Raw genomic sequence first — 15,914 nt, forward strand, 5'->3', positions numbered from 1 at the left:
CCATCTGGAGATGCGATCTTGGTTCGAGATCTTCTACTGAACATTGCCGAAACGCGATCACGCAGTAGAGTTTTTGTACTCCAACCCGAAGCGGAGCGTCCCGTATGCCCGAACTGTTCAATGCCTTCAACGCCGCGGAATACCTCCTCGATCGCCGGGTCACCGCCGGCGACGGCGACCGCGTCGCCGTCCATCACCCGGGCGGCACCCTGACCTATGCCGAGCTCGCCGCCGAGGTCCGGCGGGTCGCCGCCGGTATGGCCGCCATCGGCGTCCGCCCCGAGGAACGGGTGCTGCTGTGCATGGTCGATGACGTCGAGTTGTTCACCGGCATCCTGGCCGCGATGTATCTCGGTGCGATCGCGGTGCCGTCCTCGACGATGCTGACCGGTCCGGAGCTGGGCACTCTCGTCCGGGATTCCCGGGCCCGGGTCCTGCTGGGCAGCCACCAGTTCACCGAGGTCGTGCACACGGCCGCGGCGGGCGCGCCCGATCTGCGCCACGTCGTGCTCACCGGAGCCGATGGCCCCGACTCCCGCGTGCTCGGCCGCGGCGTCACGGGGCTGACCTGGCGGCAGCTGCTCGCCGCCGGCGCAGACTCGCCCGTCACCACCCCGTACCGCACCTGGGCCGAGTCGCCCGCGCTGTGGCTCTACACGTCGGGGACGACGGGAACCCCGAAGGGGGCCATGCACCGCCACCACGACATCCGCCATGTCGCCGAGACCTACGGTCAGCAGGTCCTGGGCCTCCGCCCCGACGACGTCTGCCTCTCGGTGGCCAAGCTGTTCTTCGCCTACGGGATCGGCAACTCGATGTTCTTCCCGCTCTCGGTCGGCGCGTCCGCGGTGCTCGAACCGTCCCGGCCGAACCCGGCGCGGTATGCCGAGCTGACCCGCGCGCACGGGGTCACGCTGTTCTTCGCCGTCCCCAGCTTCTGGGGCCCGCTGCTCGCCGCGGGCGCGGACACCGTGCCGCCCGACGCGTTCGCGACCGTGCGCAACGGGGTGTCGGCGGGCGAGACGCTGCCGGCGCGGATGTTCCACGGCGTGCGCGAGCGGTTCGGCTTCGAGGTGCTCGACGGCATCGGGTCCACCGAGGCGCTGCACATCTTCATCTCCAACATCCCGGGCAAGGTCGTGCCGGGCAGCTCGGGATATCCGGTGCCCGGGTATCGGGTGCAGCTGCGCCACCCCGACGGCACCGTCATCGAGACGGCCGGCGAACCCGGGATGCTCTACATCTCGGGCGACTCGATCTGCACCGGATACTGGTGTCGCACCGACGTCAACCGGGCGGTGTTCCACGGCGAGTGGATGCGCACCGGTGACCAGTACGTCCGCAACGACGACGACAGCTACACCTGCCTCGGGCGCGCCGACGACGTACTCAAGGTCGGTGGGATCTGGGTCAGCCCTTCCGAGGTGGAGTCGCGGCTGCTCGAACACCCGGACCTGGCCGAGGCCGTCGTGATCGGGGTGCCCGACGCCGACGGGCTGGACAAGCCGATCGCCTACGTCGTGCCAAGGCCCGGCGCGGTGGTCGACCCGGACGAGGTCGTCGCGTTCTGCCGGGCCGGGCTGGCCGCGTTCAAGCGTCCCCGCGGGGTGGTGACGCTCGCCGAGCTGCCCAAGACCGCGACCGGGAAGATCCAGCGCTACCGGCTGCGCGCTCTCGCGGGCTCCGCGCCGCCTCCGAAACCCGCCGCCGCGGCGCAGACCTGATCCACTTCCCGGCTCATCGGGTCTGCCTCCGGGACAACGTTCTACATAACCCCCACTCCTTTGCTCCTGTATTGTAGAGTGATGGTGAATCCGACCGCGCACGAGCGCAGGAGGCTCCCATGACGATGACCGAAGGCGCGCCGGTCGACCCGGACGCGGCCCCGATCCCGAAGGTCTCCTTCGACGCGACCCCGGAGAGCTACCGGCACTGGCAGCTGGAGATCGACGGCGACCTCGCCTGGCTGCGGCTGGACGTCGACGAGTCGGCCGGGCTGGTCCCCGGCTACGAGCTGAAGATGAACTCCTACGACCTCGGGGTAGACATCGAGCTCTACGACGCGACGCAGCGGCTGCGCTTCGAGCACCCGCAGGTCCGCGCGGTCGTGGTGACCAGCGGCAAGGACCGCAACTTCTGTGCCGGGGCGAACATCCGGATGCTGGCGCAGAGCAGCCATCCGTGGAAGGTGAACTTCTGCAAGTTCACCAACGAGACCCGCAACGGCATCGAGGACGCGACCGAGCACTCCGGGCAGACCTATCTCGCCGCCGTCAACGGGAGCGCGGCGGGCGGCGGGTACGAGCTGGCGCTCGCCTGCGATGAGATCCTGCTGATCGACGACAACTCCTCGTCGGTCTCGCTGCCGGAGGTCCCGCTGCTGGGCGTGCTGCCCGGGACCGGCGGGTTGACCCGGGTGATCGACAAGCGGCGGGTTCGCAAGGACCGGGCCGACGTGTTCTCGACGCGGTCCGAGGGCATCCGCGGCCGGCAGGCCGTGGAGTGGAAGCTGGTCGACGAGACGATCCCGAAGCGGGCCTGGGACTCCACGGTGCGCGAGCGGGCCGCCGAGGCGGCGGCCCGCTCCAACCGCCCGCGCCCGGACAGCGGGGCCCGGGGCATCGCGCTCACCCCGCTACAGCGGGAGGCGACCGCCGACGGCATCCGCTACCGGCACGTCCAGGCCCGCTTCGACCGCGCGCAGGGCCTTGTGGAGATCACCATCGACGGACCGTCGGGCGGGGTTCCCGAGTCCCTGTCGCGGGTGCACGAGCTGGGTGACACGTTCTGGCCGCTGGCGATGGCCCGCGAGCTGGACGACCTGATCCTGCGGCTGCGCATCAACGAGCTGGAGCTGGGTACCTGGGTGATCCGCACCCGCGGCGACGTCGGGGACGCGCTGGCCTTGGAGCGGCTGATCGCGCAGCACAGCCGGGACGACTGGCTGGTCGGCGAGATCCGGCACTACTTCAAGCGCGTGCTCAAGCGGCTGGACGTCACCTCCCGGTCGCTGATCGCGCTGATCGAGCCGGGCTCGTGCTTCGCAGGTGCGTTGCTGGAGCTGGCACTGGCCTGCGACCGGCAGTACATGCTCGACGGCACGCTCGACGAGGATGCCGGCGAGCAGTCCGACGAGGCGCAGATCCTGCTCAGCGAGTCGAACTTCGGCGTGTTCCCGATGGGCAACGGCCTGTCCCGGCTCGCGTCCCGGTTCTACGGGGACGATGATCATGTGGCCAAGCTGCGCCAGGAGATCGGGCGGCGGATCGAGGCGCGGGAGGCGTTCGAGCTCGGGCTGGTGACCGACGCGCCGGACGACATCGACTGGGACGACGAGATCCGGATCATGCTCGAGGAGCGGGCGTCGCTGTCTCCGGACGCGCTCACCGGGATGGAGGCCAACCTGCGGTTCGTCGGCCCCGAAACCATGGAGACGCGCATCTTCGGCCGGCTCACCGCCTGGCAGAACTGGATCTTCACTCGGCCCAGCGCGTCCGGCCCCGAGGGCGCGCTGCGCCGCTACGGCACCGGACGCAAGGCCGATTTCGACCGCAAGCGCGTCTGACGCGAGCAGAGGACTGAACGGCAGTGGCTATCAACTACGGCGAGAAGATCCCGAACAACGTCGATCTGGCGAGCGACCGCAAGCTGCAGCGCGCGCTGGAGTCCTGGCAGCCCAACTTTCTGAACTGGTGGAAGACGATGGGTCCGGCCCTGCCGACCCACGATGTGTACCTGCGCACCGCGGTGGACGTGGGCAAGGAGGGCTGGGCGCAGTTCGGCCACGTGGCCATGGAGGAGTACCGCTGGGGGGTGTTCCTGGCGGAGCGGGGCGACGACCGGCGCATCGCCTTCGGCGAGCAGAAGGGCGAGCCGGTCTGGCAGCAGGTCCCCGGCGAGTACCGGGCCGACCTGCAGCGGCTGATCGTCATCCAGGGCGACACCGAGCCCGCCTCCGTCGAGCAGCAGCGTCGCCTCGGCGAGACCGCTCCGTCGCTGTATGACCTGCGCAACCTGTTTCAGGTCAACGTGGAGGAGGGCCGTCACCTCTGGGCGATGGTCTACCTGCTGCACGCCTACTTCGGCCGCAACGGCCGCGAGGAGGCCGAGGCGCTGCTGCAGCGCAACTCCGGCGACCTCGACTCGCCCCGGATCCTGGGGGCGTTCAACGAGGAGACCCCGGACTGGCTGAGCTTCTTCATGTTCACCTACTTCACCGACCGGGACGGCAAGTACCAGCTCGGCACGCTGAAGGAGTCGGCGTTCGACCCGCTGTCGCGCACCTGCGAGTTCATGCTCAAGGAGGAGGCGCACCACATGTTCGTCGGTACCACCGGTATCGACCGCGTGGTCGCCCGCACCGCGGAGCTGACGCGCGAGCACGACACCGAGGAGGTCGGCCCGCACGGCGGGATCCCGCTCGACGTCATCCAGCGCTACATCAACTTCCACTACTCGGTGTCCCTTGACCTGTTCGGCTCCGAGCAGTCCACCAACGCCGCCAACTACTTCACCGCCGGACTGAAGGGTCGCTGGCAGGAGGAGCGCCGCCGCGACGACCACCAGCTCACCGAGGACACCACGCGGATCGACCTGGTCCGCGACGGACAGGTGACGACCCAGGAGGTCCCGGCGCTGCTCGCACTCAACCACGACCTGCAGACCGAGTACGTCAAGGACTGCCAATCCGGGCTCAAGCGTTGGAACCGGGTGCTGGAGAAGGCGGGCATCGACCGGCGGCTGACCCTGCCGCACATCGGGTTCAACCGCCGCGTCGGGCTGTTCGCCGAGCACCACATCACCCCGGCGGGCGACCTCGTCGGCGCCGACGTGTGGGAGGCCGGCCACGACCGGTGGCTACCCAGCGCGGCCGACAAGGAGCACGTCCGCTCGCTCATGCGCCCGGTCTACGAGCCCGGCAAGATCGCCGGCTGGATCGCCCCGCCCTCGAACGGCATCAACGGCAAGCCCTTCGAGTACGAGTACGTCCACCTGGCCTGACAGCCCTGTGAGTGCGTAACAGTGTTAGAACACTGTTACGCACTCACAGGCAGGTCTCACCTGGGGTTATCCGGCGCAGCTCCGCCGCGATGATCACGCAGCCGACGCAGACGAGCACACCGTGCGCGATCCGCAGCCCCGGTGCGGCGAAGAACTGCGGCAGATACAGCCCGAACCCCACGGCGAACGCGACCCCGCTCCACCGGCCCAGCGCGCCGGACCGGCCCACGGCCAGCGCGGCGAGCACCGCGGCGACGGCGAGCAGCAGCAGCCCGAGTCCGAAGACCGTGAACTGGACCGGCCCCGTCCGGACGGCCTCGACGAGGTCGAACACGCCCACATCACCGGTCCGGCGGATCCGCTCGCCGATCTCGTGCAGCGCGAAGATCTCCGCGCCGTAGAAGGGCAGCACCATGCCCGCACCGACCCACCAGACACCGAGCGCGGCGAGGGCGAGCCGCCCACCCGGGGTCGAGACCAGCCGGTCGCGCAGCGCGAGCAGCCCGAACGCGACCAGGACGAAGCCGGCCACCGCCGCCAGATGGGCCACGATCCACAGCGGCGACGCGAACGCCACCGCCGCATCCGGCGCCGACGTCTCGTCGGTGTAGGGCCGCACGGCCGGGTAGAGCACGAACAGGACGCCCGCGGCGGCAAGGGCGAGGGGACCCGCGTTCGCCCGTCGGGCCAGGTTCGGCGAGCGGACGGGCACGGCGGTCGAGCTGGACATCACTGCCCCCTTTTAAGATCACTGCTCTCGCTTAAAAGCAGCGTGCACCACCGGTCGGATCTCGTCAAGAGCAGTGCTCTCGTTAGAGATCGTCGATCTCCTTGCCCGGCTCCACCCATACCCCCCGCTCGACCATCAGCTCGATCTGCCGCTCGGTCACCCGCTCACGAAACTCCGCGTGAGTGAACGGCGCCCGCTCGGCGTAGAGGTTCTTCGGGTAGATCGGCTGCTGGTAGATCAGCTGGTAGAGCTCGGTGCGCAGATCCTTGGCCCAGTTGTCCCACTGGGCATGGGTCCGGAAGTGCCGCAGCGCCCCGATGTCGATCGTCCCGGCGACGTAGGACGACCCCGCCCCGTACAGATGCTGGCCGACGACCCGACCCTTGTAGTCGATCACCATCGAGCGGCCGCCGAACGTGTCGATCGGATCCGGCGCGTCGGCGTGCAGGTAGTAGGTCGCCAGGTTGGGCGCCACGACGTAGAAGTTGTTGTCCAGGGCGCGGGCCCGGCTCTGGATCTCGAAGAACTCGTTCCCGGTGTGCGGGTGCGGATACGACGCCCGGTAGACGACCTCCGCGCCGTTGAGCGCCAGCCCGCGCGCATTCTCGGGATACGAGCCCTCGTTGGCCATCAGCACCGCGAGCCTGCCGATCTCGGTGTCGGCGACCGGGAAGAGCGCATCGAGGCTCAGCCCGTAGAGCTCCACCCAGCGGTCCCACACGTCGTGCGGGGTCACCGAATGCTCGACCGGATAGAGAGTGGACAGCTTGTAGTGCTTCAGGACGATCTCGCCCTGCGGGTCGAGCGCGAACCCGACGTTGAAGAACCGGTCCGGGAACGCCTCGTGCCGCGCCTTGGCCTGGGCCATCACGAACGTCCCGTAGGTGCGGGCGAGATCGCCGAGGAAATCGGTCTCGGGGCCAGGGATGTCGATCGCGCACTCCCGGGCGTAGCTGACATGATCGAGGTCGAGCACCTCGTCGTTGAAGGCCTGCAGCCCGCCCTCGGGAATGGCGACGAGCCGGACCGGCAGGTCGAGGCTCGACAGCCACGAGGCGGCGCGAAACAGCTGGGCGATGTGGTCAAGATTGCGGCCGATGTCCGCGCGAGTGCGGATACCCCGCACCGTGGGGATCAGGCCGACTGCGACGTACGGCTCCGGCATGAGCGGAGTGTGGCATCGGTCACGAGGGGCCGCGAGCCGTCGGCGGACGATCGGATGGGGGACGAGGCACGGTGAACGAGCGAGTCGTCGAGGTGAATGCGTTGCCGCCGTTGCGGTTCGCGGAGGCGGGCGGGCTCGCGCGGGCCGAGTATCTGCGCTTCGCCGAGCTGGCCGACACACTCACCGAGGCCGACTGGGAACGTCCGACCGAATGTGCACCGTGGACCGTGCGGCTGCTCGTCGCGCACGTCCTCGGGTCGGTCGAGGCGAACGCCTCGCCACGGGAGATGCTGCGCCAGATGCGCCACGGCCTGCGGGGCCTGACGGTGGATGTCGACCCGGTGAGCGCGGTGCAGGTCGAGCATCGGCAGCACCTCGGCCCCGCGGAGCTGACAACCCGCCTGCGGACCGCGATTCCCTCGGCGGTGCGCTGGCGGAGCCGCTGGTCACGGCTGGCCGGCGGGCTCCCGCTGCGGATCGGCGCCCCGCTGCACGAGACGTGGCGGCTTCGCTATCTGGTGGACGTGATCTACACCCGGGACGTGTGGATGCACCGCGTGGACGTGTGCCGGGCGACCGGCCGGGAGGTCGCGCTGCGCGCCGACCACGACGGGCGGATCATCGCCGACGTCGTCGCGGAATGGGCCCGCCGCCACGGCGCGCCGTTCACGCTGACGTTGGATGGCCCGGCGGGGGGCCGCTTCCTCCGGGGCGACGGGGGGCCTGCGTTGGAACTCGACGCCGTCGAGTTCTGCCGGATCCTGTCCGGCCGGAGCACCGGGGATGGCCTGCTGGCGACCCCGGTGCCGTTCTGATCCGCCGGCTCTGATCCGCGACCGAACGGGCGCCGGGACGTTCAGACCCCGGCGGTCTCCGTCCGGGGTTCGAACCCGGCGAGCAGGGCCTCCAGCTCGGCCTGCGTGACGCTCGGGACGGGATCGGCGGACGGTGCACTGCACAGGGCGTCGACGACACGGTCGAGACAGCCGTGGACCGAACAGCAGCGGCCGCAGCGCGCGCAGATTGCGGCCGCCGACGTTCACGGTCTCGCCGGGGTTGACCAGGCGCACCCGGTCCAGCGGGAACGGGCCCTCGGGCAGCATCCGCCCGATCGCCATGAACGATGTCAGCACCGGGCCCGCGGGGTGCGCTCGAGCAGCCGGCGCTCAGCGCGGCGGTTCCGGTGTCGACGAGCACCGGTTCCGCGGCGTGCACGACGAAGGCGTTCATTCCGATCACGCCGGTGTTCGGCACCGGCCAATGCGTGGGGATGACGTGGGTGTCGGGGCTGGCCGCGAACGGCTCGCCCAGGGCGGGTTCCATCGGGCTCCTCCTGCACGCCGGGGACTGGTCGGCGTGTCGGGAGCCAACGTGTGCCGCCGCCACCGCGCGGCACAGCGCGGCACAGCGGTGCGCCGTCCCCGGTTAGGACGCCCGCGCACCCACTCAGGAGAGTGCGTCGACCGGCGGCAGGGCGGCGGCGAGCCCGCACCAGTGCCCCGGCAGCCGCGGATGCTCATCGGCGACGACCGCGAGCACGCGCCGGGCCAGCGCCGCGGCGTGCAGCAGCCGCAGCAGCGCCTCGGGGCCAGCGCAAGCGGGGACGGCGCCACACCACCCGCGGGCGTCCTCGCCGGCCAGCCGTCCGAGCAACCCCGCACCGGGAGCAGCGCCGGATCCGCGGGCCATCCGGAGCGGAACGCGGCGGCGACGGCCTCGGCGAACGGCCCGAACGGGGTCGCCGCGGCACTTTCGGTCACCCGGCCGCGCAGCACCCGCACCCCGCTGTCGTGAGCCCGCGCGCGGGCCTCGTCGAGCAGCCGGGACTTGCCGGTTCCGGCTGCTCCGAGCAGGACGACGCTGGTGCCCGCGCCGCGGGCGGCGGCATCGGCCGCCTCGTGGGCGATGCGCAGCTCGGCATCCCGGCCGACGATCTCCGGGCACAGGAGCTGGTCCATCCGGCGAGGGTGGCGCGGTGCGGACGCACGACAACCGCCACCGGGGCGCTATCCGGGTCGGTCGCGCCCCGGCGTCTCCGCGGGGAGGATCAGACGGCATGACCCCGACCGACCGCGTCTGGCGGAGTGTGCTCGACGACCCGCTCGCCGCACTGGAGAGCGGCCTGCCGCCCACCGACCTGCAGACCCTGCTCATCGACGTCGCCCGGTCCCGGGCCCGTCGGGTCAGCCCGGCCCGCGTGCTGCAGCGGTGGCGCGACGACCGGTTCGTGCGGCCGTCGACGACCGACCCCCGCCAGCTGGCGGCCCTGGAGGCCCGGCTGTGGGAGCTGCTGCCCGGCGCCTTCGCCGGCGTCGAGCTGTCCCCGGTCGCGCCGCTGGGGGTCTGCTCGGCGGTGGCGACCGTGGACCAGAACCGGGTGGTGACCACGGTCCGCGGGACCGAGGTGGTCAGCGACCCGACGAACGCGCTTGCCGTCGAAGCGGCCCGCCGGCGTGCGGCGGGCGAGCGGAGCAGCCGCGTCGACCTCGCCGCGTGTCATCGCGTGCTGCGGGCCCAGGCCTTCGACGGCCCCGGCCTGGCCGCCCACTTCCGGCTGTTCGCCCTCGTCTCCAGCACCCGGGACCGGGGCTCGGGGACGGTCGAGGCCCAGATGTTGCGCGACCACCTGGCCGTCTGGTCCACGGTTCTCGCCGAGTGCGTCCCCCGGCGCCGGCCGCGGCTGACCGTCACCTGGTTCGGCGCCCGCCCGGTCGCCGAGCGCTTCCACGACGCGGTCCTGCCCGCGCTCGCCGCCCGCTCGCCGATGGTGCGGGTCGAGGAGGACCCGGCGCGGACCCACGGCCGCGGCTACTACGCCGGCGCCGCCGTGGGGATCCGGGCCCACAACGGCACCGACGAGATCGACCTCGGTGACGGCGGGCTGACGACGTGGACGGCGTCCCTGCTGGGCGATGCCAAGGAGCGCTGCATGGTCTCCTGCATGTCGACCGAACGCCTCGCGGCCTTGAGCGGGGCGAAGCCCGTGGCGTGAGCCGTCGGGCGCGCCGCCGCGTCGTTAGCTGGGTCGTTCGCGCCGTCAGGTGGGGTCGCGCCCCCGATCCCGGGGCGGGCCCGCCGAGCACGCTCGGGTCCCATGGACGGAAGGAGCACCATGACCGCCACCGCCGCACGGGATTCGGGTCCGCGGCCGGACGCCGCGGAAGCGACGCCCATCCGGCGTCGATCGAGGTCGCCCGCGCCCGCGCCGCCGCGGCGGGGGTGGCCGACCGGGTGCACTTCGAGGTGGCCGACGCCGCGGGCTACCCGGCGGCCGGGTTCGACCTGATCTGCCTGCTCGACACCCTGCACGACCTCGGCGATCCCACTGCCGCCGCGGCCACCGCCCACCGCGCGTTGCGCCCCGGTGGCACTCTGCTGGTGGTGGGGAACCGCAGGCGGCCGAGGAGCTGGCCGAGAACCTCGCCAACCCGTTCGCCGACGTCCGCCGCATCGCCGACATCCCGGCCAACGCCGTCTACGGGGCGCGGCGACTCTGAGCCGTCAGCGTCCGAACGTGTCGATGATCGCGTCCAGGCGGTCGGTGAGCTCCGCGCCGCTCAGACCGTAGCTCGGCGCGTAGCACAGCAGCCGGTCGTAGCGGCCGCGACACCGCACGAGTTGGTCGCGGGCCTCGTCGGGGGTGCCGGCCACCGCGATCCGGCCCAGCATGCCGGGGGTGACCGCGGCGATCATGGCGTCGGCGTCGCGCTGCGACCAGGCCTCCCGGATCGCCGCGACCGAGGCCTCGAAGCCCTCCAGTTCGATGAGGCGGCGGTAGGTGCGCACCACCGAGTAGAACGCGATCTGCGCGGCGGCATCGCGCCGGGCCCGGTCACCGTCCTCGGCGACGCTGCAGATGACGTACCCGGCGATCGGGATGTCGGGGTTGCGCCCGGTCGTCGCCGCGCCCTTGTGCAGCGCGGGCCGCACCACCTCGTCGACGTAGCGCCGGGTGAAGATCGGGTGCCCGACCAGCCCGTCGGCGACCGCTCCGGCGGCCGCCACCATGCGCGGGTTGAACCCGGCGAGGTAGACAGGGACGGGCTCGCGCGGGGTGACCTCGACGGTGGGCTGCAGCGCCATCCGGTAGAAGCGGCCCTCGTGCCGGACGCCGGAGGGGCCCATCGCCCAGATCCGGCGCAGCAGCCCCACCAGCTCCTCAACGCGCGGCGCGGGCGCGGAGCCGTCGGCCCCATGCCAGTCCTGCTGCATCCGGCGGGTGCCGGTGCCCAGCCCCAGGATGAGCCTGCCGCCGGACAGCTCGTCGAGGTCGCGGGCCTCGGCGGTGAGCACCAGGGGGCTGCGCCCGACGGCGTAGGCGATGCCGCTGGCGATCGTCACCGTGCTGGTCGCGGCGGCCATCGCAGCCAGCGACACGGTGGCCGAGCGGTCGTAGAACTCGGTGGTCCACACCGGCTCGAAGCCTCGTTCCTCGGCACGGCGGGCGGCCAGCGCCGCCGTCGCCAGTGTCCCGCCGTGCACCGCGACGCCCAGCCGCTCCGTCACATCCGGCCTCCGCTCCACCCGGAAAGTGCCACACTAACCCGGACGGCCGCGAAGGCCGTGTCGCATCAGCTCGCTCGCTGCCCGCGCACGACCAGCCCATCGAGCAGCGCGCGGGTCGCCGCCGCCACCGCCTCCACCGCGGTGTCGAACACCTCCGCGTTGTGCGGGGCAGGCGCCCGGAATCCCGAGATCTTGCGGACGTACTGCAGCGCGGCGGCGCGCACGTCCTCGTCGGTCACCTCCGGGGCCATCGGCGGACGCAGGGTCTTGATACTGCGGCACATGGCCTCTTGACCTCCCCCTCCGGGCACAAAATGATCGGGCATATGACGCTTCTGCCCGGGGTTCGTTCCGCCACCGTCGATACGGACCGGCTGCGGATGCACTACGTCGAATCAGGTCCCGCCGACGGTACGCCGATCGTGATGATCCACGGCAATCTCTCCACCGGCCGGTTCTACGAGCATCTGTTCCCCGACCTCCCCGACGGGTACCGGGTGATCGCCCCGGACATGCGCGGTTTCGGTGACACCGAGCCGCTCCCGCTCGACGCCACCCGCGGCCTGGCCGACTGGGCCGAGGACACTGGCGCGCTGCTGGACGCGCTCGGCGTCGAGCAGCCGCCGCATCTGGTCGGCTGGTCCACCGGCGGCGCGGCGATCGCGCGCTATGCCCACGACCGGCCGGTGGCCTCGCTGACCTTCATCGATCCCGTCGCGCCCTATGGCTTCGGCGGCACCCACCGCGACGGCAGACCGTGCTTCGCGGACTTCGCGGGCACCGGCGGCGGCACTACCGCCCCCGAGCTGGTGTCCCGGCTGGCCGCGGGCGACGCGTCGGCCGACAGCCCGTTCTCCATCCGTTCGGTCATGCGCGCGGCGTACTGGGCTCCGACCCACGTCGAGCCGCGCGAGGACCTGCTCGTCACCGAGGTGCTCAAGACCGTCGTCGGCGACGACGGCTACCCCGGCGACAGCACACCGTCGCAGAACTGGCCGGGGACGGCGCCGGGCACCCGGGGCATCCTCAACGCACTGTCCCCCAAGTACTGCGACTGGTCGGACATCGTCGAGCTCGATCCGAAACCGCCGGTGCTGTGGACCCACGGCGAGGCCGACGTCGTCGTCGCCGACAGCTCGGCGCTGGACATGGGGACGCTCGGGGCGGCCGGAGAGATCCCGGACTGGCCCGGCGACGGCGTGTTCCCCCCGCAGCCGATGGTCGGCCAGATCCGCGACATCCTGCGCCGCTACGCCGACGCGGGCGGCCGCGTGTGCACCGAGATGTTCCCCGGCTCCGGCCACGGCCCGCACTTCGACGCCCGCGACCGCTGGGTCGCGGTCTTCACCGACTTCCTCCACTCCGCCTGACCCCCCGCGAGTCGCGGTATTTCCGAGCGCGAGTCGGGGTATTTCCGCGCCCGGTCACCACGGGACGGGGCCAGCCGTTGCTCCGATCCGGTGAGGAACCGTCGGACTCCGGCGCCCGGGACCGATGGAGGGACATGAACGGCGGCGCGCGGGTCCGGCCCGACCCGGGGCTGGCGCTGCTCGATGTGTACGACGCCGCGCTGCCGGAGGTCTACGGCTACCTGCTCGCGCGGTGCGGGCGCCGCGCGCTCGCCGAGGACCTGACCGCCGAGACGTTCCTGGCGGCGCTGCAGACCTGTCGCCGGCATCCGCCGGCCGTCCTCACCACCGGATGGCTCATCGGGATCGCCCGGCACAAGCTCGTCGACCACTGGCGGGCGCTCGACCGCGAGGAGCGCGGGCTGCGCGCCGTCGGCGGCGACGCCCCCGACCACACCGATCCGTGGGATGACGAGCTCGACGTCCTGCTCGCCCGCGAGGTGCTTGCCGCGCAGAGCGCCGTGCACCGCGCCGTCCTGACGTTCCGCTACCTCGACGGTCTGTCGGTGGGCGAGGTCGCCGACGTTCTCGGCCGCAGCGTGCGCGCCACCGAGGCGCTGCTTGCCCGCGCCCGCGCCGCGTTTCGCCGCACATACCTGCGGCACATGGAGGGAGGCCCGGCATGACCGATCCGCTGGACGACCTCCGCGAACCAGTCCGGCCCGTCGCCCCGGACCCGGCCTTCGCCGCCCGGCTGCGCGCCCGCCTCGAGCGCGCCGTCCTGCATCCGAACGCGTGGGAGAACGCCATGCCGACCGCATCCGCCGCGCCGTCGACCGCCGAGTCGCTCGCGCTGCATACCGTCACCCCATACCTGACCGTGCCCGACGCCGCCGTCGCGCTCGCGTTCTACGCCGACGCGTTCGGCGGGGTGCGCCGCGGCGAGCCGATCCGGATGCCCGACGGACGCATCGGGCACGCCGAGATCGCCCTCGGCGACAGCGTGCTCATGCTCGCCGAGGAGTTCCCGGACCTCGGGCTGGTCGCCCCGGCCCGCGGCGCGGTGACCCAGTCGCTGCGGCTGGAGGTCGCCGATCCCGACGCCGTCGTCGATCGGGCCGTCACCCACGGAGCCCGGCTGGAGCGCCCGGTTGCCGACTCGCCGTACGGGCGCGGCGGAGTGGTCGTCGACCCGACAGGGCACCGCTGGATGGTGTCACGGGAGACAGCCGTGCTGCGACCGGGCGACGTCGGATACGCGTCGCTGTGGACCTCCGACGCGGCGGCCGCCGCTCAGTTCTACGGTGCGGTCCTGGGGTGGACGGCCGCCGCGCCCCACGGATCTGCGCCGGCGATCGTCGGCGGCCAGGACCGACGGACCGCGTTCTGCTGCTACGCCGTCGCCGACGTCGACGCCGCAGTGGAACTGGTGCGTGCGGCAGGGGGCACCGCGGCCGAGCCGACCGTCCGGCCCTACGGCCGGGTCGCCGACTGCGTCGACGACCAGGGCCTGCGGTTCGCCGTCTTCACCCCGCCTGCGGGGACACTGGCGCTCGACATCGCCCGGCCCGGCGCGCTCACCTCCCTGGCGATCGAGGTGCCCGACACCGGGCGCGCCCGCGCCTTCTACGGAACGGTGCTGGGCTGGGGGTTCGCGCCGGGCCCGGAGACAGGTGCCTGGATCGTTCGTATCGATGACCGCGACAGCCATCCGACGACCGGCGTCGCCGACGGCCGGGATCCGGTGATCGTGCCGACGTTCGCCGTGGCCGATATCGCCGCAGCGGTGGCCGCCGTCCGGACGGCGGGGGGAACCGCCGAGGAGCCGGCGTTCGCCGGGTCCGACACCTATGCCGCCTGCGTCGACGACCAAGGCTGCCGGTTCTCGCTGGTGCAGTACTGATCGACCCGTCAACTGTTCCCTCGTCCGGCCGTGTCGCCGACGGCCTCCACGGTGTCGATCCGAGGACCGCCCTCCCCGGGTGAGGGTCGGCGCATCCGCCCATCATCTCCCCGCCGGCGCACCCGCTGATGTCCAGACGTGTCGGCCCGGCCCACCAGAGTGAGGTAGGCCGGGCCGAGTACTCGCCGCGTCAGCGGATTGCGGGTGAGATCGCTATCGGCTCGCGGTGGGCCTTGTGGTGGTTGGCGTCGCGCGGCACGGCCATCACTTCACGGGTGCGGTCGTCGAGCGCGACGTCGGAGAGCACGCCGTTGTCGGCCAGCACCGTCTCCAGCGCGGTGAGCCAGTGCTCGTAGTAGCTCCACGGCTCGCCGCCGTTGCCCTCCTCCCATTGCCTGATCGAGTGGCTCAGGGAACGCTGGAACTCGCCCCACTCGTACTTGCCGCTGTGGTAGGCGGCGACCGCCATGGCGAACGCGCGAAGCTCCCACGGTTCGTTGAACATGCGTTCGTCGATCCCGCCTCCGGGAAGGCCACACACTAGTGTTTCCACACGGCGGCGTGCGTCGCCGATCGTGGTGGCGTCAGGACGCACGCCGGTCTCCGAGGCGGTCATGACGACGGGGAGGCGGCCGGGCCGACGCCGATCATCGAGTCCCGGGTGACGAGCGCTGCGAGGTCGAACGTGCCCATCTCCTCGGTCCCCTCCGGTCGCTTCGGCAGCACCCAATAGCGCAGCTCGGAGCTGGAATCCCAGACCCGGATCTCGACCGAGTCGGGGACCACGAAGCCGAAGTCCTCGGCCAGCACCTTCCGCGGCTCCCGCACGATCCGCGCGCGGTAGGGCGGGGCCTTGTACCAGTTCGGCGGCAGTCCGAGCACCGGCCACGGGTAGCAGGAGCACAGCGTGCAGACGACCAGGTTGTGCACGTCGTCGGTGTTCTCCAGGGCGATCATCTCCTCGCCCTGCAGGCCGCTGATGTCCATCTCGGCGCATGCGGCGGTGGCATCGGCGAGCAGCCGGGCCTTGAACTCGGGGTCGCTCCAGGCCCGCGCGACGACCTTGGCGCCGAGCTGCGGGCCGACCTCGTTCTCGTAGATCTCGGCGAGGCGGTCGACCGCCTCGGTCGTCATGATCCCCTTCTCGATCAGCATCGCCTCGAGCGCCTTGACCCGGGCGGTGATCTCCTCCTGGGTGTTGAGGCGGGTGTCGGTCGGTCCAGCCATGAAGAAAACTCCTCGAAGATTCGGTGGGGAGGG

The 15,914-nt window shown here is 71.8% G+C and carries 16 protein-coding genes and 1 pseudogene; 10 read left to right on the forward strand and 7 right to left on the reverse strand.

The window, feature by feature from the left end; genetic code table 11:
- Positions 1 to 104: 104 nt before the first annotated feature.
- From G567_RS0112070 to boxB, 3 genes are all read left to right on the forward strand, one after another.
- Positions 105 to 1,724 (forward strand): benzoate-CoA ligase family protein, encoded by a 1,620-nt coding sequence (locus G567_RS0112070; RefSeq protein WP_028930187.1) that lies wholly within the window; start codon positions 105 to 107, stop codon positions 1,722 to 1,724.
- Between the two features lie 119 nt (positions 1,725 to 1,843).
- Positions 1,844 to 3,565, forward strand: coding sequence for a 2,3-epoxybenzoyl-CoA dihydrolase (gene boxC, locus G567_RS0112075; RefSeq protein WP_186814199.1), 1,722 nt, complete (start codon positions 1,844 to 1,846; stop codon positions 3,563 to 3,565).
- A 23-nt stretch (positions 3,566 to 3,588) separates the two neighbouring features.
- A complete protein-coding gene (boxB, locus tag G567_RS0112080; protein ID WP_028930189.1) occupies positions 3,589 to 5,001 on the forward strand; it encodes a benzoyl-CoA 2,3-epoxidase subunit BoxB in 1,413 nt (470 codons plus the stop codon).
- A 43-nt stretch (positions 5,002 to 5,044) separates the two neighbouring features.
- On the opposite strand, the gene G567_RS0112085 is transcribed toward boxB, so the two are convergent.
- Together G567_RS0112085 and G567_RS0112090 are read right to left on the reverse strand one after the other, a co-directional pair.
- The gene (locus tag G567_RS0112085) at positions 5,045 to 5,731 is read right to left on the reverse strand and encodes a hypothetical protein (RefSeq protein ID WP_028930190.1); all 687 of its coding nucleotides are present in this window, start codon (positions 5,729 to 5,731) and stop codon (positions 5,045 to 5,047) included.
- Between the two features lie 82 nt (positions 5,732 to 5,813).
- Entirely contained in the window at positions 5,814 to 6,896 is a 1,083-nt protein-coding gene (locus G567_RS0112090; RefSeq protein WP_028930191.1) for a nitrilase-related carbon-nitrogen hydrolase, read from the reverse strand.
- A 71-nt stretch (positions 6,897 to 6,967) separates the two neighbouring features.
- Here G567_RS0112090 and G567_RS0112095 point away from each other — a divergent pair, with 71 nt between their 5' ends.
- Positions 6,968 to 7,711 (forward strand): maleylpyruvate isomerase family mycothiol-dependent enzyme, encoded by a 744-nt coding sequence (locus tag G567_RS0112095; protein WP_028930192.1) that lies wholly within the window; start codon positions 6,968 to 6,970, stop codon positions 7,709 to 7,711.
- A 420-nt stretch (positions 7,712 to 8,131) separates the two neighbouring features.
- Here the strand turns inward: G567_RS0112095 and G567_RS37155 are convergent, their stop codons facing one another.
- A complete protein-coding gene (locus tag G567_RS37155) occupies positions 8,132 to 8,803 on the reverse strand; it encodes an AAA family ATPase (protein ID WP_373865889.1) in 672 nt (223 codons plus the stop codon).
- On the opposite strand from G567_RS37155, the gene G567_RS36180 reads away from it, so the two are divergent.
- The 3 genes and pseudogenes from G567_RS36180 to G567_RS37160 all read left to right on the forward strand — a co-directional run.
- On the forward strand, positions 8,687 to 8,956 hold the full coding sequence (locus G567_RS36180) for a hypothetical protein (protein WP_028930195.1): 270 nt from the start codon (positions 8,687 to 8,689) through the stop codon (positions 8,954 to 8,956). The genes G567_RS37155 and G567_RS36180 overlap by 117 nt on opposite strands.
- A complete protein-coding gene (locus tag G567_RS0112115; protein WP_028930196.1) occupies positions 8,953 to 9,888 on the forward strand; it encodes a hypothetical protein in 936 nt (311 codons plus the stop codon). The genes G567_RS36180 and G567_RS0112115 overlap by 4 nt, the downstream gene beginning before the upstream one ends.
- A pseudogene (locus G567_RS37160) lies at positions 9,885 to 10,265 on the forward strand (methyltransferase domain-containing protein); the annotation flags it as partial. The gene G567_RS0112115 and the pseudogene G567_RS37160, both read left to right, overlap by 4 nt.
- A 132-nt stretch (positions 10,266 to 10,397) precedes the next feature.
- Here the strand turns inward: G567_RS37160 and G567_RS0112120 are convergent.
- The gene (locus G567_RS0112120) at positions 10,398 to 11,402 is read right to left on the reverse strand and encodes an LLM class flavin-dependent oxidoreductase (protein WP_245585639.1); all 1,005 of its coding nucleotides are present in this window, start codon (positions 11,400 to 11,402) and stop codon (positions 10,398 to 10,400) included.
- Between the two features lie 65 nt (positions 11,403 to 11,467).
- Entirely contained in the window at positions 11,468 to 11,686 is a 219-nt protein-coding gene (locus tag G567_RS0112125) for a DUF2277 domain-containing protein (RefSeq protein ID WP_028930198.1), read from the reverse strand.
- Positions 11,687 to 11,728: 42 nt separating this feature from the next.
- On the opposite strand from G567_RS0112125, the gene G567_RS0112130 reads away from it, so the two are divergent.
- From G567_RS0112130 to G567_RS0112140, 3 genes are all read left to right on the forward strand, one after another.
- On the forward strand, positions 11,729 to 12,772 hold the full coding sequence (locus G567_RS0112130) for an alpha/beta fold hydrolase (protein ID WP_028930199.1): 1,044 nt from the start codon (positions 11,729 to 11,731) through the stop codon (positions 12,770 to 12,772).
- Positions 12,773 to 12,906: 134 nt separating this feature from the next.
- Complete coding sequence (locus G567_RS0112135; protein ID WP_028930200.1) at positions 12,907 to 13,437, forward strand: RNA polymerase sigma factor; 531 nt, start codon at positions 12,907 to 12,909, stop codon at positions 13,435 to 13,437.
- Positions 13,434 to 14,654, forward strand: a complete 1,221-nt coding sequence (locus G567_RS0112140; protein WP_028930201.1) for a VOC family protein — start codon at positions 13,434 to 13,436, stop codon at positions 14,652 to 14,654. Before G567_RS0112135 ends, G567_RS0112140 begins: the two co-directional genes overlap by 4 nt.
- A gap of 190 nt (positions 14,655 to 14,844) precedes the next feature.
- On the opposite strand, the gene G567_RS0112145 is transcribed toward G567_RS0112140, so the two are convergent.
- Positions 14,845 to 15,270, reverse strand: a complete 426-nt coding sequence (locus G567_RS0112145; protein WP_028930202.1) for a nitrile hydratase accessory protein — start codon at positions 15,268 to 15,270, stop codon at positions 14,845 to 14,847.
- Positions 15,267 to 15,881 (reverse strand): nitrile hydratase subunit alpha, encoded by a 615-nt coding sequence (gene nthA / locus G567_RS0112150; protein WP_028930203.1) that lies wholly within the window; start codon positions 15,879 to 15,881, stop codon positions 15,267 to 15,269. Before nthA ends, G567_RS0112145 begins: the two co-directional genes overlap by 4 nt.
- Positions 15,882 to 15,914 lie beyond the last annotated feature (33 nt).

It is taken from the genome of Pseudonocardia asaccharolytica DSM 44247 = NBRC 16224, assembly GCF_000423625.1.
GTDB lineage: Bacteria > Actinomycetota > Actinomycetes > Mycobacteriales > Pseudonocardiaceae > Pseudonocardia > Pseudonocardia asaccharolytica.